Source organism: Catenulispora sp. GP43, assembly GCF_041260665.1.
Classification (GTDB): domain Bacteria; phylum Actinomycetota; class Actinomycetes; order Streptomycetales; family Catenulisporaceae; genus Catenulispora.
On the sequence record NZ_JBGCCT010000013.1, the window covers coordinates 39,462 to 58,941 of the forward strand.

General features: G+C 68.6%; 19 protein-coding genes and 1 pseudogene. 12 read left to right on the forward strand and 8 right to left on the reverse strand.

The window, feature by feature from the left end; genetic code table 11:
* Nucleotide 1: 1 nt before the first annotated feature.
* The 4 genes from ABH926_RS25555 to ABH926_RS25570 form a co-directional block, all read right to left on the reverse strand.
* Complete coding sequence (locus tag ABH926_RS25555; protein ID WP_370368281.1) at nucleotides 2–709, reverse strand: TetR/AcrR family transcriptional regulator; 708 nt, start codon at nucleotides 707–709, stop codon at nucleotides 2–4.
* Entirely contained in the window at nucleotides 706–1,734 is a 1,029-nt protein-coding gene (locus tag ABH926_RS25560) for an NAD(P)-dependent oxidoreductase (protein WP_370368282.1), read from the reverse strand. The genes ABH926_RS25555 and ABH926_RS25560 overlap by 4 nt, the downstream gene beginning before the upstream one ends.
* Nucleotides 1,735–1,851: 117 nt before the next feature.
* Complete coding sequence (locus ABH926_RS25565) at nucleotides 1,852–2,538, reverse strand: YbhB/YbcL family Raf kinase inhibitor-like protein (RefSeq protein WP_370368283.1); 687 nt, start codon at nucleotides 2,536–2,538, stop codon at nucleotides 1,852–1,854.
* A 199-nt stretch (nucleotides 2,539–2,737) separates the two neighbouring features.
* Nucleotides 2,738–3,658: a LysR family transcriptional regulator gene (locus ABH926_RS25570; RefSeq protein ID WP_370368284.1), complete on the reverse strand. Its 921-nt coding sequence runs from the start codon at nucleotides 3,656–3,658 to the stop codon at nucleotides 2,738–2,740.
* 114 nt (nucleotides 3,659–3,772) lie between these two features.
* On the opposite strand from ABH926_RS25570, the gene ABH926_RS25575 reads away from it, so the two are divergent.
* From ABH926_RS25575 to otsB, 9 genes and pseudogenes are all read left to right on the forward strand, one after another.
* Nucleotides 3,773–4,387, forward strand: a complete 615-nt coding sequence (locus ABH926_RS25575) for a hypothetical protein (RefSeq protein ID WP_370368285.1) — start codon at nucleotides 3,773–3,775, stop codon at nucleotides 4,385–4,387.
* Nucleotides 4,380–5,042, forward strand: a complete 663-nt coding sequence (locus ABH926_RS25580; protein ID WP_370368286.1) for an alpha/beta family hydrolase — start codon at nucleotides 4,380–4,382, stop codon at nucleotides 5,040–5,042. The genes ABH926_RS25575 and ABH926_RS25580 overlap by 8 nt, the downstream gene beginning before the upstream one ends.
* A gap of 298 nt (nucleotides 5,043–5,340) precedes the next feature.
* A complete protein-coding gene (locus ABH926_RS25585; protein ID WP_370368287.1) occupies nucleotides 5,341–6,207 on the forward strand; it encodes a class II aldolase/adducin family protein in 867 nt (288 codons plus the stop codon).
* On the forward strand, nucleotides 6,207–7,097 hold the full coding sequence (locus ABH926_RS25590) for an amidohydrolase (protein ID WP_370368288.1): 891 nt from the start codon (nucleotides 6,207–6,209) through the stop codon (nucleotides 7,095–7,097). Before ABH926_RS25585 ends, ABH926_RS25590 begins: the two co-directional genes overlap by 1 nt.
* Before the next feature lie 39 nt (nucleotides 7,098–7,136).
* A pseudogene (locus tag ABH926_RS25595) lies at nucleotides 7,137–7,496 on the forward strand (PrpF domain-containing protein); the annotation flags it as partial.
* Between the two features lie 91 nt (nucleotides 7,497–7,587).
* Nucleotides 7,588–7,872 (forward strand): PrpF domain-containing protein, encoded by a 285-nt coding sequence (locus ABH926_RS25600; RefSeq protein ID WP_370368289.1) that lies wholly within the window; start codon nucleotides 7,588–7,590, stop codon nucleotides 7,870–7,872.
* 75 nt (nucleotides 7,873–7,947) lie between these two features.
* Nucleotides 7,948–8,433, forward strand: a complete 486-nt coding sequence (locus tag ABH926_RS25605; protein WP_370368290.1) for a nuclear transport factor 2 family protein — start codon at nucleotides 7,948–7,950, stop codon at nucleotides 8,431–8,433.
* Between the two features lie 20 nt (nucleotides 8,434–8,453).
* On the forward strand, nucleotides 8,454–9,008 hold the full coding sequence (locus ABH926_RS25610; protein ID WP_370368291.1) for a TetR/AcrR family transcriptional regulator: 555 nt from the start codon (nucleotides 8,454–8,456) through the stop codon (nucleotides 9,006–9,008).
* A 757-nt stretch (nucleotides 9,009–9,765) separates the two neighbouring features.
* Entirely contained in the window at nucleotides 9,766–12,297 is a 2,532-nt protein-coding gene (otsB, locus tag ABH926_RS25615) for a trehalose-phosphatase (protein WP_370368292.1), read from the forward strand.
* A 171-nt stretch (nucleotides 12,298–12,468) separates the two neighbouring features.
* Here the strand turns inward: otsB and ABH926_RS25620 are convergent, their stop codons facing one another.
* From ABH926_RS25620 to ABH926_RS25630, 3 genes are all read right to left on the reverse strand, one after another.
* Entirely contained in the window at nucleotides 12,469–13,443 is a 975-nt protein-coding gene (locus tag ABH926_RS25620; protein ID WP_370368293.1) for an anti-sigma factor RsbA family regulatory protein, read from the reverse strand.
* 162 nt (nucleotides 13,444–13,605) lie between these two features.
* On the reverse strand, nucleotides 13,606–14,031 hold the full coding sequence (locus tag ABH926_RS25625) for a hypothetical protein (RefSeq protein WP_370368294.1): 426 nt from the start codon (nucleotides 14,029–14,031) through the stop codon (nucleotides 13,606–13,608).
* A gap of 20 nt (nucleotides 14,032–14,051) precedes the next feature.
* Nucleotides 14,052–14,429, reverse strand: coding sequence for a hypothetical protein (locus ABH926_RS25630; RefSeq protein WP_370368295.1), 378 nt, complete (start codon nucleotides 14,427–14,429; stop codon nucleotides 14,052–14,054).
* Nucleotides 14,430–14,548: 119 nt separating this feature from the next.
* On the opposite strand from ABH926_RS25630, the gene ABH926_RS25635 reads away from it, so the two are divergent.
* The 3 genes from ABH926_RS25635 to ABH926_RS25645 all read left to right on the forward strand — a co-directional run bounded on the left by ABH926_RS25635 (nucleotide 14,549) and on the right by ABH926_RS25645 (nucleotide 17,016).
* On the forward strand, nucleotides 14,549–15,352 hold the full coding sequence (locus ABH926_RS25635; protein WP_370368296.1) for an alpha/beta fold hydrolase: 804 nt from the start codon (nucleotides 14,549–14,551) through the stop codon (nucleotides 15,350–15,352).
* Complete coding sequence (locus tag ABH926_RS25640; RefSeq protein WP_370368297.1) at nucleotides 15,352–16,623, forward strand: PP2C family protein-serine/threonine phosphatase; 1,272 nt, start codon at nucleotides 15,352–15,354, stop codon at nucleotides 16,621–16,623. Before ABH926_RS25635 ends, ABH926_RS25640 begins: the two co-directional genes overlap by 1 nt.
* A gap of 168 nt (nucleotides 16,624–16,791) precedes the next feature.
* Nucleotides 16,792–17,016 (forward strand): STAS domain-containing protein, encoded by a 225-nt coding sequence (locus tag ABH926_RS25645; protein ID WP_370368298.1) that lies wholly within the window; start codon nucleotides 16,792–16,794, stop codon nucleotides 17,014–17,016.
* 263 nt (nucleotides 17,017–17,279) lie between these two features.
* Here ABH926_RS25645 and ABH926_RS25650 read toward each other — a convergent pair whose 3' ends face one another.
* Nucleotides 17,280–19,328 (reverse strand): choice-of-anchor P family protein, encoded by a 2,049-nt coding sequence (locus ABH926_RS25650; protein ID WP_370368299.1) that lies wholly within the window; start codon nucleotides 19,326–19,328, stop codon nucleotides 17,280–17,282.
* Between the last annotated feature and the right edge of the window lie 152 nt (nucleotides 19,329–19,480).

Consider the following 19,480-nt stretch of genomic DNA (forward strand, 5'->3'; position numbering starts at 1 on the left):
ATCACGCCTGCCGGCGCGCTTGTGTCTGAGCAGCCGGTCCCTGTCCCTGTCCCTGGCGCGGCTTCGGGGCGAGGCCGCGCATCGCCGCCTCCACGATCGCGTCCGCCGCGTCGTCCGTCAGTGGGGCGTGCCCGGCCATCAGCCGGTACATCGCCGGGCCGAAGATCAGATCCAGTCCCACGTCGGGGTCGAGGTCCGCGGACAGCTCGCCGCGGGCGACCCCGCGGTCCCAGGTCGGCGCGACCATGGCCCGGCGCTCGGCGACCAGGTGGTCGCGCAGTTCGGCGGCGACCGCCGGATCGGTCTGCGCTTCGGCGACCAGTTGGGCGAACACCCCTCCGCTCGCCCCGGCGTAGAACCGCATCAGCCCTCGCAGCGTCAGCCGGAAGTCCTCCAGCGCCGAACCGGCGTCCGGCGCCGGCGCCGTGGCGGACATCTCCGACAAGAACGCATCCACCGCGACCGCGTACTTACTCGGCCACCACTTGTAGATCGTCGCCTTGCTCACCCCGCTGCGCTCGGCGATCCGGTCCGTCGTCATCGCCCGCAGCCCGACCTCGGACAGCAATTCCCAGGTCGCCCGCAGCACGGACTGCCGGGCCCGCTCGCTGCGGGGCCGGCCTGGCCGCCGGGGTACGGAGGGCCCCGACTCGACCGGGTTCGCCTGAGTCGACGCCGTCACCTGGGAGGGCGGCCCGGTACTGGTCACCGGTGCTCACCTGCTTTGTCGTTGACGGAAACCGCGCCGTCAGGCCCGTTGCCCATCCGTTCCAGCACCTGGAAGAGTGCGGCGATGTCACGCCCGCCATAGCCTTGCTTGCGCGCCTCGGCCAGGGCTTCGTCCGTGCTGTGCGCCGCGGGCAGTGGCACACCGAGTTCGTCGCCGGCCTCCAGAGCCAGGCCGATGTCCTTCTGCATCAGCTGCACGTCGAACCAGGCCTGCTGGGGGAGATCCAGCATGAGCGGGGCGCGCGCCTTCATGGCCGGGGAGCCGATCGCGCTGCCCGTCATCACCTCGGCGGCCAGTTCCGGGTCGATACCGCCGCGCTCGGCGAGCAGCAGGCCCTCGCTGAAGGCGAGCGTCTGGGCTCCGAGGCTGATGTTGACGGCGAGTTTCAGCAGAAGCCCGTGACCGTTGTCACCGATGTGGGTGACCGTGCTGCCGAGCTGTCGCAGCAGCGGCTCCACGGCTTCGAAGGCCTCCCGCGGGCCGCCGACCATGATGGCCAGGCTGCCCTCCTCGGCGGCGGGGACGCTGCCGGAGACCGGGGCGTCCAGCATGCGCGCGCCGAGCGAGCGCACCCGTCGTGCCAGATCGCGGCTGGCCCGCGGGCTGACGGTGCTCATGTCGACGTAGACCTCGCCCTCGGCGAGGCCGGCCAGGATCCCGTCCGGGCCGGTCGCGACGCTGTCCAGCGCACCGTCGTCGGTCACCATGCTGAAGACGACTTCCGCCGACTCGGCCACCTCGCGGGGCGTGTCGCGCCATCGCAGGCCGCGCTCGACGAGCTCCGCCGCCTTCGACGGCGTGCGGTTGGTGCCGTATACCTCGTGGCCCGCGGCGACCAGGCGGCCGGCCAGCCGGCCGCCCATCGCTCCGAGACCGACGAATCCGATCGTGGTCATCGTGGTGTCCTCTCGGCTCAGCGGCTCTCGAACTCGTTCACATCCTCGTCGAAGAGGTGCAGTTCCGCCGCTGCGAGGGGTGGTTCTCCTGGGACGCACGTTGCCCATGGCGATCTCTCGCAGAATAGAAACTGAACCTACAGTTTATAAACGCGGTTGGCTCCGCTGTCATTCCTTATCAAGCGGACCTGGTTTCCAACGTGCATCGGGACCGAAGCTTCCCGGCTACTTCGCCGGGGCCACGGTCGGGAAGACCAGCGAGGCCCGGGCGATGGTGTGGCTGTCGATCTCGAAGTTGAGCAGGGCGCCGCTGGTAGTCGCGCCGAGTCCGGTGGTGGGCTCGTCGAGGGCGGTGATGGTGATGTAGTAGTCGTGGATGCCGGAGCCGACCGGCGGGGCCGCGCCGATGTAGCGGTCCATGCCGGCGTCGCCTTCGAGCTGGATTGCTCCGCTGGGCAGGGTGGTGGAGTCGAGTGTGCCCGCGTTCTCCGGCAGGCTGGTGGTGGTGGCCGGGATGTTCTCGACGATCCAGTGGAAGAAGCCGGCCTGGGTCGGCGCCTCCGGGTCGTACATCGAGACCACGAAGCTCTTGGTCTGCTTGGGGAAGCCGTACCAGGACAGCTCCGGCGAGATGTCCTTGCCGCCGGGTACTCCGAAGATGCCCGACCACTGCGCGAGCGGCAGCGGGTGGCCGTTGTGCGCGGTGGTGCTGTATGCCCTGAAAGAGGGCACCTTCGGCAGGAACTCGTACGGGTTCGGCAGGTCGTGGTGGCGGGACGGGCCGCCGTGGTCCCCGGCGGCGGCCGACGCGCCGCTCGCGGCGGCGCTGCCGGCGCCGAAGGTGTAGGCGGCGCCCACGCCGAGCCCGAGAGCCACGGCGGCAGCGGTGGTCCTCAGTTTGCTGATCTTCATTTCGCGCGGTCCTTCCTCACGATCGGATCGGCCGTCGGGCGGCGGCCGCGAGCGTCTTCGGCCTCTGGCTCGGTGCCGTTCGGCGCTTGGAAGGATCGTCTCGGACGCGCTTTCATTTGTCCAAGAACTAGAATCACTGCTTTCCATAAACTGAGTGCATGACACCGTCGGCGGCGCCGCCACCAGTGCCGGTTCCGCTCTACCGTGTCGGCGGACCGAGTCGATCGGTGATGTGGGTCGGGGTGACGAGGGTTTCGACTGAGATCGCGGAGACGAAGGCCGCGGTGATCGGGTCGGGGCGCACTCTGGTGTACACCGACAGGGGTCGCAGAACGGGCGGGTCGGGGCGCAGCAGGGCGCCGTCGAAGTGCCTGGGGACGATGTTTCCGGGCAGCAGGGCCAGGCCGATCCCCGCGCGGGCCAGGCTGAGCGCGGACGCACTCTGCTCGGTGCGCACCGAGAGCTTGGGAGTGAAGCCGGCTTGCCCGCAGGCGGCGTTGAGGATGTCGGACAAGCCGCTGCGTGCGGTGTAGTGCACCCACTCCTGCTGTGCGAGATCGACCATCGGGACTTGCGCGCCGTCGGGATAGGGCAGGGCGTCGGGAGCCGCGGCGATGACGAACTCTTCGACGCCGATCGTCCGGCAGGGCCCGTCCCAGTCCGGCGGGGTGGGACCGACCGCGACGTCGGCGGCTCCGGCCTCCATCGCCGCGATCAGCTCGTTGGTGTGGGGAAACTCGACCAGGTGGACTTGGAGTTCGGGGTACTCACGCCGCCAGGTACGCAGCGCCCCGGGCAACACCCCGGTGCTGATTGAGTAGAGGGTCCCCACGTGCAGTTCGCCGGTCTCCACGCCGGATGCCCGGCGGGCGGCGCTGGAGGCACGTTGCGCGTGGGCCAGGCTCGCCCGAGCGTGTGGCAGGGCGGTGCGGCCGGCTGGAGTCAGCCGGACCTGGCGCGGCAGGCGTTCCAGCAGCGGCCCGCCGAGCTCGCGTTCCAGGGCCTGGATCTGGTGGGACAGGCCCGGCTGGCTCATGCCGAGCACTTCCGCGGCGCGGGTGAACGAGCCCTCGTCGACGACGGTGATGAAGTACTCGAGTTGGCGCAGGGAAACTGACATGCAAAAAATCTATCAGTTCAAGAACTTTCATTTGTTGGACATATGGATAGCCGCCGCAGCAGGATGAAGCACAGGGCCCCCTCACCCAGAGCCAACTCCAAACGGCGGTGACCCATGTCTGACCTACGCATACTGTGCCTACACGGCTACCACGGCAGTGGCGCGATCCTGCGCGATCAGATGGCATCGCTGACCGCCGCCCTGCCCGCGGACGTCGAATTCGTCTACGTCGACGCACCCTCCCTGGCCACCGGAGACTTCGGCTGGTGGCACGAGGGCTTCGACGGCTGGGAGCGTACCCGCGACTGGGCGATCGAGCTGGTGTGTGCCGGACCCGGGTTCGACGGGGTCTTCGGCTTCAGCCAAGGAGCGGCCCTGGCCGGTCTGCTCACCGCGGTCCAGGAGAGCGGAGGCGCCCCGCCCGAATTCCACTTCCGCTTCGCCATCCTGGTCGGCGGCTTCACCAGCGACCTGCCGAAACATGCCGCACTCCTGCGGCACGAACTCACCACGCCCTCGGCCCACGTCATCGGACGCAGCGACGTGATCGTGCCGCGCAGGGATTCGCTGCGCCTGGCCGACCGGTTCGCCGACCCGCTGGTCGTCGAACACTCCGGTGGCCACATCGTCCCCGGCCACGACGCGGTGGCCGGGCCCATCGCTGCATTCCTCGAGGCTCGCACGGAGACAGAACTCGCACGGAGACAGAAGGAGACAGGCGATGAGTGACCGGGCGAATTCGATGGCTGACACCGGGCCGGCGATGGAATTCGTGCCCACCCCCGTCGGCGCGGCAGGAATCACCTGGTACCCCGCACCCGGCCCGCCGCGCGCTGTGGCCCTGCTCGGCCACGGCACAGCCACCGGAGTGGAGGCAGCAGACCTGCAAGCACTCGCCGCCGCCCTACCGGCCCGGGGAGTCAGCGTCGCGCTGGTGACCCAGCCGTACCGGATGAACCGCACCCGCGACGGCTCCGACGAGCCGTCGCTCGACACGGCCTGGCGGGCCGTCTGGCCGATCGCCGCCGACCTGGGCGTCCCCGTCATCTCCGGTGGCCGCAGCGCCGGATCCCAAGTGGCCTGCCGCACCGCCGAACGACTCGGCGCGCACGCCGTACTCGCCCTGGCCTATCCGCTGCTTGGACCCGGCAGCTCCCGAGAACTGCTTGCGACTGGCCGACCCACCCTTGTCCTGCAGGGCACGCGCGACCCCTTCGGCCGCCCCGAGCAGTTCCCGGCCTTGCCGGCCGAGATCGAACTCGTCGAGATCGCCGGCGCGAACCACACCTTCGGCACCCCCGACGGCACTGCCCACCCGGAGACGATGGCCCTCATCACCGCCACGGCATCTCAGTGGATCGAGCGACAGCTGGCACGGACCTGAACGGGCCCGCGTCGCCGATCGCGGGTCCGCGAGTCTTGAGGACGATCGGCCGGCGATCGGCAGCCTGACCGTGAACCCGAGCCCGGTGCCCGCGGTCGCCCCGGGCTTGCCCGATCAGGGTGGCCAGTGCGACCGCGCGGCTGCCGATGTATACCCGCTGCGGCCTGCGTGGTCGAAGAATCCGTGCTCCTGCAAGTTTCACATTTTGCAAGTTCAGTTGTAGCCGATGAGACCTGCGGACGACAGTCGAGAGCAGGACGTCAACAGCGCCCTCAACGGATGGAGAGGAAAACTCGCCATGACGAACACGATCGACATCGACGCCGCGCGCAAGCTGGCCAACTACAAGGGCGACGACGCCGTGCAGACGTCGAACTACGCGACCGGCTTCCCGAGCGTCAAGGACGTCGTCAGCCCCGAGGAGTGGCAGGCGCGCGTCGACCTGGCCGCGTGCTACCGGCTGGTCGACCTTTACGGGATGAGTGACCTGACCTACAACCACATCACCGTGCGCGTGCCCGGCACGGACACGTTCCTGATCAACCTCTACGGCCTGCTGTACAAGGAGGTCACCGCCTCCAGCCTGGCCAAGGTCGACCTCGACGGCAACGTCGTGTGGAAGCCGGAGGGCACCGACTACGGCGTCAACGCCGCCGGCTACGTCATCCACAGCGCCGTGCACGCCGCACGCGACGACATCGACGCGGTCATCCACACCCACAGCGTCGCCGGCATGGCGGTGGCCTCGATGAAGTCCGGACTGCTGCCGTTGAGCCAGCATTCGATGCGCTTCAGCGGTCATCTGGCCTACCACGACTACGAGGGCCCGGCCCTTAGCGAGCAGGAGAAGAAGACGCTGGTCGCCGACCTCGGCGAGCACCGAGCCATGATCCTGCGCAACCACGGCCTGCTGGTGGGCGGTCCGACCATCGCCGAGGCGTTCAACCTGCTCTACCAGCTGGAGATCTCCTGCCGGGCCCAGGTCGCGGCGCTGGCCGCCGGGCACGATGCGGTGCAGACCCCGTCGCGGGAGGTCGTCGACCTCACCGCGCACATCTTCGCTCCGGGCACGATCCGCCGGTACGGCCTGCTGGAGTGGCCGGCGATGCTGCGGCGCGTCGAGGCGGAGAGCGTCAACAGCCCCTACCCGTACTACGCGAGCTGATGACGATGCAGACCGACATCGATCGCGACATCCTGTGCCCCGGTCCCGACCCGGAACCCCGTCCGCCGACCCGCATTCGGCTTCCGCGTGGTTCGGTCGACACGCACTCCCATGTGATCGGCACTGACTTCATCGCGCAGCGCAGCTACACTCCGCCCGCCGCGCCGGCCGCGGACTACCTGCACATGCTCGATGCCACCGGTATGACCTACGGCGTGCTGATCCAGATCAGCGTGCACGGCGCGGACAGCACCGTGATGCTCGACGCGCTCAAGGCGCACCGCGACCGGCTGCGGGGCGTCGCGGTGGTCGCGCCGGACGTGGCAGACGTCGAACTCGGCCGGCTGGCCGACGCGGGCGCCGTGGGTCTGCGCTTGAACACGCTGTCCGGCGGCGGTTTCGGCTTCGACCACATCGACCGCTACGAGGCGATCTGCGCCGAGCTCGGCTGGCATCTGCAGCTGCTCACCGACACCCGCCGGCTTGAGGAGGTAGCGTCGCGGATCTCTCGGGTGAGTGTGCCGGTGGTCGTCGACCACCTCGGTGACGTCGACGTGGGCGGCGGGCTGGACCAGCCTGGCTGGAAGCTGCTGGTCGACTTGGTGCGTGACGGAGTCTGGATGAAGCTGTCCGGCGCGTTCCGGCTCTCCACAGCCCCCGGCTACACCGACACCATCCCGTTCGCACGGCAGCTCGTCGATGCCGCGCCGGATCGTTGCGTGTGGGGCTCGGACTGGCCGCACGTCGGATTCTTCGGCCGCATGCCGAACGTCGGCGAACTGCTCGACCTGCTCGCCGACTGGGTGCCGGATCCGGCCACCCGGGAGGCGGTGCTCACCACCAACGCGCACCGCCTGTACGCCTTCCCCGCCGCGGTGGCGACAGCATGACAGGCTACCTACGAATATAGTGAGGTCCGGTGCGTGCTGATGCGCGGTGGCACGAGTAAGGGCCTGTACTTCCACGGCACGGTCCTGCCCGGGCCCGGACCAGGCCGCGATCGTCGAACCCTCCTCGCGTCCCGACGCGGACGTCGACTACACCTTCGCTCAGGTCGAGATCGACCGGCCGGGTGTGGGTCCGGGAACTGCGGCAACAAATCCTCAGGCGTCGGGCCGTTCGCGATCGATGAGGGCCTTGTCGAAGCCGTCGAACCGGTCACGCGGGTGCGGATCCACAACACCAATACCGACGCCCTGATCATCGCGGAGGTCCCGGTGCGTGCCGGTCGTGCCCGCGTCGCCGGGGAGCTCGCCATCCCCGGCGTCCCCGGGGCCGGTGCGGAGATCGTGATGAACTGGGCCGCCACGATCGGCGCGAAGACCGGCAGCCTGTTGCCGACCGGGTCGGACGCTCCGACGACGGGTTGGGGAGAAGGAAATGGACCTGAGGGTCCGGCTGCTGTTCATGAACCGTCTCCACGAATCCATCGCCGGGTCCGGCTCGATCTGCCTGGCTGCCGCCTCCCGCGTGCCCGGCTCCGTCGTCGCGGGCATCGCCGCCGTGCGGCGGCCGGGCGAACTGCTGATCGGCCACCCCTCGGGCGTCACTCCGGCGAAGGTCCAGGCGCGCCTCGAAGGCGGCTCGGCGGTGTTCGGCGTCCTCGGGTTCAGCCGTACCGCGCGCCGGTTGATGGCCGGCAGCGCCTACCTGCCGCCCTTCTGAACGGGCCGATCCTCGCCTTCTCGTAACGGCCGTTGTGGAGTAAGTTATAGGTCGACCACTAACGTAGGAGTGGATATGACCGTCAAGGAAGACGCCGACACCAACACCGCCACCCGCCGTGCCGCCGCCCAGCACGCCGTAGCCGAGCACCTGCGCCTCACCGCCGCGGGACGCACCGAGGAGTGGGTGAAGCTGTTCGCCCCGGATGCGGTGCTCGAGTTCCCGTACGCGCCGGTCGGCGTGCCCCAACGGATAACCGGGCGGGACGCGCTGTTCGAGCACATGACCCACTTTCCCGAGACCTTCGATGTGGAATTCGTCGACCTGGTGTTCCACGAGACCGTCGATCCGAGCCTCGCGATCGCCGAATTCCGCTCGACCGGCACCGCACTGCCCACCGGTAAGCCATACGAGCAGACCTGCATCTCCGTCGTCCGGATCGACGACAACGCGCTCATCACCCACTACCTGGACTACTGGAACCCGCTCGTGGCGATCGAGGCGCTGACACCCGGCCACGTCCCCTCCGCCCCCGACCGCAGCGTGGCTTTTGGAGGCTGAGGAAGAGCCGTGTTTAACTGATGACCATGCCCGCCGCCGGCACCAGCACGAAGAGCGACGAACGACGCCGGGCCATCGTGGCCGCCGCAGTCGAGTGCTTCGCGCAAAAGGGCTTCTACGGCACGACCACGCACGAGGTGGCCGACTGGGCTGGCATCTCCCAGCCGTATCTCTACCGTCTGTTCCCGAACAAGGAAGCACTGTTCGCGGCGACGGTCGACCACGTGTCTGTCGTGATGACGGAAACCCTCGTCTCGCACCTGCCGGCGACGGGCGGTCCCGGGCTGGACTCCGAGGCGGCGTTGGACGCGGCCCGCCGCGCCTACGTCGCCCTCGTCGCGGACCAGAACATCCTGAGGTTCCTCATGCACGCGAACTGCGCAGTCGGCGAACCGCTGGTGGCGCAGGCCGTGCGCCGGTGCTACGCCAAGCAAGTCGACACCGTCCAGCAGTTGCTGCGCGACGACGATGCCGTCCGGCGCTGGTTCGGCGACGGAATGCTCGACAACGTGGCCACCGTCCTGGGCCTGGCCGACATCGACGAGCCGTGGGCGCACGTCCTCTCCGCTCGATGACCTGGCACCTGGACCGCGATACGAAGTTCACGCGTGGCAGAGCGAACGCGATCTGCCACAGGCCTGTCAGGGAGCTACGTCGCGAACTGGCTGGTGGTCAGTCGCGTCCGGTTCCCCGGTAGAGATCCAGGCGTCCCGGCCGTCACTGGACCCAGTCGGGTATCACTTGGAACAACCAGCCCGCCCTCGGCCCCCTCCTGGACACCGCCCCGCCGCCGCAAAGCGCAGACCCTGCTCCCCGGCCTGGCGAGACCGACCAGATCCCCCTGCTGCTGGTGCTCGCCACCCGTCCGGTGCCGCCCGCGAGGACTCGGTTCGTAAGCTCATCGCCGATCGCGCGGCCCGGCGGCTTGACCTGGCGCCGCCGGGCGGAGGCGATCCGGCTGGTGGCGCTGCTGGGGGACCGCTTCGGCGCGGACGATCTCGCCTCGGTCATGGCCGGCGACCGAGGGCGATGACCGCGATCAGCCAACTGCACGCGATCGTTGATCAGCCCGGCACCGACTCCCGATCTGTGACGCCGCGTGTCCACGAACCCCGCCACACCAGCGGCCTGATAAGCACTTTCAAGACGCCGAACGCTCATTGAATCCCCGGCGCGCGCGGGCCGTTTGAAGAGATACGGACACATCGGCATCGCGGCTACCGCAGTCCGCGATGATGAACGGGTCAAGGCGACTTCTCCGGTCCGCCCCGAACTCGCCCCCGAACTCGAACCCGCCCTCGAACTCGAACCCGAACTCCAAGAGGAGCTGTGTTGCCTGCTGAGGCTCTGCCTTCCGAGCTGCGACGCGCCATCGTCCAGATCGCCCGGACCCCGCGTCTGTTGGTTGCCTGCGACTACGACGGCACGCTCGCCCCGATCACGCCGAATCCGGACGAGGCCCGGCCGCTTCCGGAGTCGGTCGGCGCGCTCAGGTCCCTGGCTGCCCTTCATGAGACGAACACTGCGGTCATCTCGGGCCGCGCCCTGCGCGATCTGGCCACACTGTCGCGGCTGCCGGCCGAGGTGCACCTGGTCGGCAGCCACGGTTCGGAGTTCGATATCGGATTCGTCCACGACATCGAGCCGGGGCCCCGCGAGCTGTTCCACCGCTTGCGGGCGGAGCTTGAGAGGCTGGTGGTCGACGTGCCGGGCGTGACATTGGAGGTCAAGCCCGCCAGCATCGCGGTGCACGTTCGCCGGGCCGAGTACCAGGCAGGTCGCAGGGTCCTGGCTGACGTGCACCGCGGACCGTCCACCTGGGAGGGTGTGTCGACCACCGATGGCAAGGAGGTCGTCGAGCTCGCGGTCATCCGCACCGACAAGGGCGAGGCGCTGGACTTCATGCGCCGTCAGGCGGGCGCGACCGCGACGGTCTTCCTGGGTGACGACGTCACCGACGAGAAGGCGTTCGCGCGGCTTTCGGGCCCGGACGTCGGCATCAAGGTCGGAGAAGGCGAGTCGCTGGCCGCCTACCGCCTCCCGGAGGCCGCGGACGTCGCGCTCCTGCTGGCGTTCCTGCTGGAGGAGCGGCGGAACTGGCTGTACGGGGCGTCCGCGATGCCGATCGAGCGGCTGTCGATGCTTGCCAACGAGCGGTCGGTGGCACTGCTCACCCCGGACGCCAGACTGACCTGGCTGTGCCACCCGGGCCCCGATGCGCCCGCGGTGTTCGCCGATCTGCTCGGCGGACCGGGTGCGGGGTGCTTCGCGATCAAGCCGAACCGCGACGGCCTGCCGCTGGGCCAGCGCTACCTTCCGAACACCATGACCGTCGAGACCCGCTGGTCACGCCTGCTGGTCACCGACTACCTCGAACCGTACAGCCCACCGCACCAGACGAACCTCGTGCGGGTGATCTCCGGGGAGGCGCCCGCGGAGGTGACGTTCGCGCCGCGTCCGGAGTTCGGCGGGGTACCGGTGACGCTGGTCTCGGAGGACGGCGGCCTGCGCGTGGTCGGTACGTCGGAGCCATTCGTGCTCCGCTCACCCGGCGTCGCGTGGACGATCACTTCCGACGGTCAGCATGAGACGGCCTCCGCCCTGGTCCAGCCCTCGCCCGGGAATCCGGTCGTGCTCGAGCTGCGGTGCGGCTCGACCGAGCTGGACGATCACGAGCTGCCCGAGCCGCGACGGCGGGACCATGCGGGCAGGTATTGGGCTGATTGGGCCTCGAAGCTCAGTCTCCCCGGAGTCCAGACCGATCTGGTGCTGCGTTCGGCGTTGACGCTGCGGGGCCTGGTGAACGCCGATACCGGCGGCGTGCTCGCCGCGGCGACGACGTCGCTGCCGGAGGAGATCGGCGGCGTCCGCAACTGGGACTACCGCTACTGCTGGATCCGCGACGCCGCGATGACCGTGCGCGAACTGGTCCACCTGGGGTCGGTCGAGGAGGCCGAAGGCTACCTGCGCTGGCTGCACGGGGTGCTGGACACCCTCGCGGGTCCGGAGTGGCTGCACCCGCTGTACACGCTGGCCGGCACCGTGATCGGCGCGGAGGCGGTGATCGAGTCGCTGCCGGGGTACGCGGGGTCGCGTCCGGTGCGGGTGGGGAACCTGGCCAACCACCAGGTGCAGCTGGACGTGTTCGGTCCGGTGGTGGAACTGGTGCGGGCCCTGGCCGAGGCGCGCGGGGGTCTGCGGGACGAGGACTGGCGGCTGGTGCAGGCGATGGCCGAGGCGGTCTCGCGCCGCTGGAACGAGGCCGACCACGGGATCTGGGAGGAGCGGCACATGCCGCGGCATCGGGTCTACTCGCGCGTGATGTGCTGGGTGACCATGGACCGCGGGGTCAGCCTCGCCCGCGATTACGGCCGCGAGGTCCCGGCAGGCTGGGAGGCGCTGCGCGACGAGATCCGGTCCGACGTCCTGGAGAACGGCTGGAACGAGCAGGTCCAGGCGTTCACCACCGCCTACGACGGCACGGATCTTGACGCCGCCTCGCTGTTCGTCGGACTCAGCGGGCTGATAGACCCGGCTGACGAACGGTTCCAGCAGACGGTGACGGCCATAGAGTCCGAGCTGCGCAGCGGATCGACGGTGTATCGGTACCGGCGCGACGACGGCCTGCCCGGCGGCGAGGGCGGATTCCACATCTGCGCAGCCTGGCTGATCGAGGCCTACCTCCTCGCCGGACGCCGCGACGAGGCCGTGGAGCTGTTCACCGAGATCGTCAGCGCCGCCGGACCGACCGGTCTCCTGCCCGAACAATACGATCCGATCGCCGAACGATCGCTGGGCAACCACCCCCAGGCCTACTCCCACATCGGACTGATCCGCTGTGCGAATCTCCTGGCCGCCGGATAGCCCCGTCAGCCTGGCTACTGACTTTGAATGCGTGATGTCGTGTGCTGACAGGTCGGCGGTAACCGCGAACCGGTCGACGTATTCGGCAGGCGCAATGCTGGACAGCGCGTTTCGCCGGGCAGAGGTAGCCAGAGTTGCGAGGTGAGCAGGAGACGGCCAACCGTCGAGGTTCTATGTCAGGGCCACTCGTATCCGGACGATTGTGCCGGTCTCGAGGGTGGATCGGATCTGCACGAGGTCGCAGAGCTGGTTGGTGAGCCACAGTCCGGCGCCGCCCGGCCGGTCCAGGCGCGGTCGGCGGCGGCCGATCAGCGGGTCGTCGATCAGTCCCCGGTCGCGTACCTCGCAGACCAGCTCGTCCTGCTCCTGCCACAGGCGCAGGGTGCCGTGCCCGCCGCCGTGCCGGATGCTGTTGGTGATCAGTTCGTTGACCGCCAGCACCAGGTCCGTGGCCCGCGCCGGCGGTAGGCCGAGGGCGCGGGCGTCGGTGTCCACCTCGGTGCGCAGGACGGTCAGGTCCTCCAATCCGAAGCTGTGCTGGCAGCGCACCTGTGCGGGGTCGGGGTCGGGCAGCGGCATGGCGAACATGGAGCCGAAGGACAGTTCGTGGTGCGGGTAGCGGGTGCTGCGCCGGTGGGCTTCGCCGTCGAGAATGCCGGGGTGGGTGTCATGGGCCCGGGTGATCACCGGTTCGGGCAGTCCCTCGGTGTCGTAGGGGCACAGCAGCCACCAGGGCGGTCCGTCGTCGAAGGCGGTGTTCAGCAGCTGCTCGTGGATCTGGCACTCCAGCAGCGCCTGAGGGCTGCGTTCGGCCCAGATCGGCTCGCCGATCCCGCGGAATCCGCGTGGCGAACCCTGATGTCGCTCGACCCACTGCTGCCAGGCCGGGATGATGCGGGCCGGGTTGCGTCCCAGGGTCCACATGTCCAGGAATTCCACATGCTGGGCGTCCGGGCCGAGTTCGTCGTGCAGCAGCGAACGGCGCGGCTCGATCACCGCGATCAGGACCGGCTGCTCGTGCTCGAGCGCGTCGCGTACGAAGGCGGCGGCGCGGGCGACGAACTGCTCGGGTCCGGCATAGAGCAGCGCATCGTGCCGGAAGCCGGCCTCAGCCGTCGGTTGATGGTCTGTCACCGTCGTGGTCATGGGCAGAACTCCACGTTCGTGACCGCGCTGTCGAAGCCCAGCAGCTGCCAGGAGCGGCTCAACGAACAGCTTCTGCCGATCGTCATCGTCTCTACCCGCCCTACCAGGGCTGCTTCCACAGTCGGGGGTCTGATCAGTCCTGATCCGCTTTCCCTGTGATCGTCACGCCTCGGACTCGGCCGTGATCTGCGCAAACGCCTCCTGAAGCCGGCGTACGGCATCCTCCGCCTCCGTGTATTGCTCGGGACGCGGCAGGACGGTGCCGAAGGTCCCGCCGTGTTCAGCAGACAGGGCACGCCAGCCCAGGACCGGTTCGAGCGCGTTGATGGCGCCGGAGAGGAACCAGGCCAGGCGACCGTGTGTGCGAGCCAGGCACAGCGCCAGGACGGCAAGAGTTTCCCGCAGGTGTTCAAGCCGGTCGATCTGCGGCATCCGCTCTTGAACGTCCGGCGGGCCGACTGCTTTGCGCATCCCGGCCTCGGCCTCGAGCGCGAGCGCGCGATCATGCGGTGTCAACTGCCACATGTGGTCGTGCATCTGCTGCTCAGCATCCTCGGCCAGCACTGCGACGATCCTCCGCATGTCCATGCGGATCACCCTAACCGCCGTCACGGATCGGCGTGCCAGCGGCCGGACGCGTCCGCGGTATCGCCTCCGGGCTCCGTGCGTTCTCCTGAAACCACGGTGATGGACAACCCGGCGAGGTCGTCGGCACCGATCATCCTCAGAAGCCGGGCCAACCGGGGGGCTGCGAGAACCGTCGTGGCGTGCTCTGCACGTGCGGCGGTGACGTTCGACACAGCGACCGCCGCGGCCATCGCCGATCCGTCGAAAGTCACTGCGGAGATGTCGATGGTGACGTCCAACCTGTAGCGCGACTCCGGCTGCGCAGGCGCCGATGGATGTGCGGCGCACATGTCGGCGCGCCAGTGCTCTATATCGAATTCGGCCCGGTCGCCCAGATACATCTGCTCGAACGAGGCCACCTGTACCTGACCTGATGTCGGGATCGGTGAGCCAGCGCGCCACCACATGCTGAGGATACGTCCGCGCCTTTGATTGCCGGATGTAAACTGTTGCGCGCACAGGTGCCACACTGGAAGCCATGGATGTCACCCGCAGGAACAACGTCACGACTACCGGCAATCCGCGGGAGCGGGCCGTCGTGCTGGCTCACGGGTTCGGTTGCGACCAGAACATGTGGCGGCTGACCTCGCCGGCACTGGTCGAGGACTACCGGGTCGTGCTGTTCGACTACGTCGGTTCGGGCCGCTCCGACCCGTCTGCGTTCGTGGAGGATCGCTACGCCTCGCTGGACGGGTATGCCAGGGACGTTGTGGAGGTGTGCGAGGCTCTCGACCTGCGGGATGCCGTGTTCGTCGGCCATTCGGTGAGCGCGATGATCGGAGTGCTGGCCGCCGGCGTGGCCCCGGAGCGGATCGGTGCACTGGTGATGGTGGCACCGTCTCCGCGCTACATCGATGATGACGGTTACCGGGGCGGGTTCAGCGCCGAGGACATCGATGAGCTGCTCGCCTCGCTGGAGTCGAACTACCTGGGTTGGTCGGCGGCGATGGCCCCGGTGATCATGGGCAATGCGGAGCGGCCTGAACTCGGCGAGGAGTTGAAGAACAGCTTCTGCGCCACCGACCCGGACATGGCGCGGGTTTTCGCCCGCGCCACGTTCTTATCCGACTCCCGGGATGACCTGAAGAGCGTGAAGGTGCCGACCCTGGTGCTGGAATGCACCCAGGACGTCATCGCACCGCGGGAAGTGGGCGCCTTCGTCCACCGGGCGATTCCCGGCTCTACGCTGATCACCCTGGACTCCACCGGACACTGCCCCCACCTTTCCGCGCCCGAAGCCACCAACGAAGCGATCACCGCCTTCCTGGCGAGTTTGCGGTGATGTGCCCCGCCGGCCAGCAGTCCGGCCCGAAGGACGTCGGCGACGATCAATCCGCGACCGCGGCGTTTGCCGCACTGCTGGAGGACAGCGCCGAGGAGCTGTACGACAGCGCTCCCTGCGGGTACCTGTCGACGCTGATGGACGGCACCATCGCCAAGATCAACGCCACGCTGCTGGATTGGCTTGGCCTGGACCGCGCGGCGGTCGTGGGCCGGATGCGGTTCACCGACCTGTTGAGCGTGGGCGGCAAGCTCTACCACGAGACCCACTTCGCACCGTTGCTGCGGATGCAGGGCCACATCAGCGGAATAGCCCTGGACATCAAGGGAGCCGACAACAGCCGGCTACCGGTTCTGGTCTCCTCGGTGGTCAAGCGCGGCAGTACAGGCGAGCCCCAACTGATCCGCACCACCGTCTTCGACGCCCGCGACCGCCGCGCCTACGAAGAGGAACTCCTGCGCCGCCACAAGGCAGCCGAGGCGCTTCGCAAACAGGCAGAAGCCGACCGTGCGCGGCTGCAAGACGCCCTTGCCGTGCTCCAGCAGTCACTGCTTCCCGACACCCTCCCGCAGATCCCGGGTATGGAGACGGCCGCCCACTACCACACGGCCTCCCCGGACCAGCTCGGCGGGGACTTCTACGACGTATTCCCCATCGATGGCAGACGCTTCGCCTTCTTCCTCGGCGACGTGTGCGGCAAGGGGCCCCAGGCCGCCGCCGTCACTTCACTGACCCGCTACACCCTGCGCGCCGCCGCCATGCACGACCCCAACCCCACCTCCGCCCTGACCACTCTCAACAAGGTGTTGTACGAGCGCTACACCGGCAGCACCGACCCGCGTTACTGCACCGCCATCTACGGCACCCTCGAACCCGACCCGGTGACGGGAAGAGTCGCCGTCCACCTCGCCTCGGGCGGCCACCCACCAGCCGTGGTCCTGCGCGGCGACGGCACGGCCGACTATCTGCGCACCCCCGGCGGCCTCCTCGTCGGCATTCTGCCCAAGGCGCATTTCACTGCGGCCGACATCGTGCTGAACCCCGGTGACACCCTCCTGCTTTACACCGACGGCCTCACCGAAGCCCGCACCGGCGAAGACCGCACCAGCCTGTACGGGGAAGACGCCCTGCTCGCCTTCGCCACCGACCATGCTGACAACCCGCCGCCCGCTCTCATCCAGGCCCTCACCGGCCTGCTGCACAGCCTTGGCGACGGCGTCGACGACGACACCGCATTGCTCGCTCTCGGCACGCCGCGACGGCACGCCTGATCCGCCAGGATCCGCCGCCAACCTCAGCCCATCGGAATGGGTCGGCGATCAGTGATCTCAGAACTCGCGGGCCAGTCCCCCAGACAGCGGGAAGACCTGGGTAACCTCGCAGCCATACCGGAATTCTCCTGTCGGGTCCGCGAGCAGGACTCAGTAAAGATCGTGGAGGTGTCCGGCGACGTGGACATGTCCACCCGTCAGCAGTTGGCGCAGACGCTGGAACCGTTGGTGGCGGCAGGCGATGTGGTGTTGGACTGCTCGCAAGTGGCGTTCTTCGATTCGATGGGGCTGCGGGTGGCTGTGACGATGATGCAGCAGGCCGCACAGCTGCCACGACATTCACGCTGGTGCCCTCGAGGGCGGTGCGCCGGGTGCTGGAGCTGGCCGGGGTGACTCAGATCTTCGACATTCAGAACATTCCGTGGCAAGCCGTGCAGTAGGTCAGAGCGCACCTGTGGTGGTCAGAAACTCCGCCACCGGCGCTGCTGGGTCTATGTTGCGGCGTCGTATCCGGCCCGCGGCCGTGGTGCGAACGTCCTTTGTTGTAGTGCTCCGCGTACTGCTCGAGGACGACCCGCAGATGGCGGTCGGATGGCGGGGCCGCCCGGCGTTCGCCGGGCGGCCCTTGGCCGGAAAACGCTTTTGAAGAGCTGTGGCTAGCAGTTGTGGATGTCGCTGGTGGAGGAGCCGATCACCACGTTCAGCAAGCCGAGTGCGTTGATGTGGACGGCGTTGACGGTCAGGCCCTGGTCGGCTCCGGGCACCGGGCTTTGTTCATTGAAGGTCAGGGTGACGCCAAGCACGGTGACGGTGGTGTTGGCGCCGGGATGCAGGTTCACGTTCACCGGGATGCCGCCGACGCTGACTGATGTGATGGTGACGCTGCCGGTCGATCCGCTGCAGGTCGTCTTGGACGAGGACTGCACCAGACCGATCCTGATCACCGGCAGGCCCGGCACGCCGATGGTGGCGTCCTGCACCGAGGAGGTCGTGGTCGAGGTGCCGGGGTTGACGGATGTGACCACTTGCGCGCACAGTGTGTCGGCGCTGATCAGTCCGCCGATGTTGGCGACGCACGGCGGCCCGAAGGTTCCGGCGGACGCCGTCTGGATCGGACCGGTGTCGGGTACCGGGGAGATCGCGACCAGGCCGCTGGCGGACAGCCCGAAGGCGCGGCCGGTCATGTATTGGAATCTCAGGGTCGCGCTGGCCGTGGCCGGCAGGTAGAACGCGTCGCCGGCGAAGACCGCGGTGACCGGGACAGAGGTGGTGGGTGCCGGCTGGTTGACGGAGGCGATGGTGCAGGAGGCGTTTCCGTTGCCGTCGGTCGTGCCGGTGCAGGACTGGGCCGAGGTCCCGGAGCCGAGGGTGAAGGTGACGGTGCGGCCGGCGATCGCCGGGCCGCCGTCCTCGCGCAGTACGCCGGACAGGGTGAGCGGCACACCGTTGGCGGCCTTGGCCGGTCCGGTGTAGGTCAGCGTGGTTTGTTCGAGGTCGACGGTGTAGGTGGCGGTCGCCGAGGAGCCCAGGTCAGTCGCGTTGCCGGTGAAGGTCGCGGTCAGCGGATAGGAGCCCGCGGGCTCCTGCGGGGTGATCTGGCAGGACGCCGTTCCGCTGGCGTCAGTGACCGCCGAGCAGGATTCGGATCCGTTCAGCGTGAAGACGATCGTCTGTCCGGCTGCCGGTCCGCCGTTGTCGGTCAGCACCGCCGATACGGTGCCCGGGTCGTGGTAGTCGCTGGTCGGTGTTCCGGTGATGGTCAGGAACGACGGGCGTTTCTGCCAGACCACGGTCACGGTGTTCGAGGTGATCGTGCCAGCCGGATTGGCGGTCGTTTCGATGGCGATGTCGGTGCCGGGGCTGGAACCGGTATAGGAGAAGGTCGCCACGCCGTTGGCATCGGTCGTCGCGGTCTCGGTCAGCCCCGCGTTAGGCCCTGACTGCACGGTGAAGGTGATGGTGACGCTCTGCAGGGGGTCGCCGCAGGAGTTGGTGAGCGTGGCCTGGAATGTGGCCGTGGTGCCGACATCGTCGGTCTGGGTCGCGGGACCGAGGGCGAGAATGGCGCTGGGGCACCGGGTGCCGATCAGCGACCATTGAGCTGATTCGTTGGTGCCGCTCGGGCAGGCCGCCAGGTCGATCCCGCCGGTGTTGAGCACCTGCTTGGTGTCGGACAGCGCGCTGGTCACGCCGCCGATCGTCACGTCGACCTCGGGGATCACGCCGTCCGGTGTGCAGTTCGTCGCCGCGCCGTCGACCCCGATGTCCGAGGTGTCGAACGATCCACTGGTACCGCCGCATACCGCGGCGGCGACGGGATTGGTCTGGGTGACGATCAGTTGCTGCCCGGGCTGCAACACGGTGCCGTGCTGCCAGATGTCGAACGTGCAGGTACTGACCTTCACGATGACCGAGTCGACGGTTTGCGGGATCGCCGTGTTGTTCACGACACGCACGGCGCCCGCGTCGTAGGTGCAGCCGGTGCAGCCGTCGAACGTCGTCCCGGGCGAGCCTGCCCACGGCGTCGGGAAGTTGTTCGGGTTGGCGCGCGCGTTGTCGGCGTAGCCGACCTGCACCACGACGCCCGACGCGGCGGAGGCTGGCGCCGCGGAGACCACTGCGACCCCGAGAAGGGCCAAAGCGGCCGCCAGAAGAACAGCCAGCCATCTGGGCATGGCGGTGCGGAATACACGGATCTTGTACATGGACACCCCCTGTGCGGCGGCCCGAGCCGGCCTGAACGCCGGCTGAAAGGGCCCGATAGTCCAACCCCGCAGCTGGGGCTGGAGCTGATGCCCTCGTGACGCTAATCAAGCGACCATCAGGAGCCAAGGTGGCGAAAGCGAGCGAATAAGAG

Bases quoted from the DNA above. Each gene is read 5' to 3' on its own strand.
- ABH926_RS25570 (WP_370368284.1), bottom strand. From the start codon at position 3,658: ATGTCAGTTTCCCTGCGCCAACTCGAGTACTTCATCACCGTCGTCGAC.
- ABH926_RS25560 (WP_370368282.1), bottom strand. From the start codon at position 1,734: ATGGGCAACGTGCGTCCCAGGAGAACCACCCCTCGCAGCGGCGGAACT.
- ABH926_RS25590 (WP_370368288.1), top strand. From the start codon at position 6,207: ATGACGATGCAGACCGACATCGATCGCGACATCCTGTGCCCCGGTCCC.
- ABH926_RS25640 (WP_370368297.1), top strand. From the start codon at position 15,352: ATGTGCCCCGCCGGCCAGCAGTCCGGCCCGAAGGACGTCGGCGACGAT.
- ABH926_RS25610 (WP_370368291.1), top strand. From the start codon at position 8,454: ATGACCATGCCCGCCGCCGGCACCAGCACGAAGAGCGACGAACGACGC.
- ABH926_RS25575 (WP_370368285.1), top strand. From the start codon at position 3,773: ATGTCTGACCTACGCATACTGTGCCTACACGGCTACCACGGCAGTGGC.
- ABH926_RS25635 (WP_370368296.1), top strand. From the start codon at position 14,549: ATGGATGTCACCCGCAGGAACAACGTCACGACTACCGGCAATCCGCGG.
- ABH926_RS25620 (WP_370368293.1), bottom strand. From the start codon at position 13,443: ATGACCACGACGGTGACAGACCATCAACCGACGGCTGAGGCCGGCTTC.
- ABH926_RS25580 (WP_370368286.1), top strand. From the start codon at position 4,380: ATGAGTGACCGGGCGAATTCGATGGCTGACACCGGGCCGGCGATGGAA.
- ABH926_RS25600 (WP_370368289.1), top strand. From the start codon at position 7,588: ATGGACCTGAGGGTCCGGCTGCTGTTCATGAACCGTCTCCACGAATCC.
- ABH926_RS25605 (WP_370368290.1), top strand. From the start codon at position 7,948: ATGACCGTCAAGGAAGACGCCGACACCAACACCGCCACCCGCCGTGCC.
- ABH926_RS25565 (WP_370368283.1), bottom strand. From the start codon at position 2,538: ATGAAGATCAGCAAACTGAGGACCACCGCTGCCGCCGTGGCTCTCGGG.
- ABH926_RS25625 (WP_370368294.1), bottom strand. From the start codon at position 14,031: ATGGACATGCGGAGGATCGTCGCAGTGCTGGCCGAGGATGCTGAGCAG.
- ABH926_RS25585 (WP_370368287.1), top strand. From the start codon at position 5,341: ATGACGAACACGATCGACATCGACGCCGCGCGCAAGCTGGCCAACTAC.
- ABH926_RS25650 (WP_370368299.1), bottom strand. From the start codon at position 19,328: ATGTACAAGATCCGTGTATTCCGCACCGCCATGCCCAGATGGCTGGCT.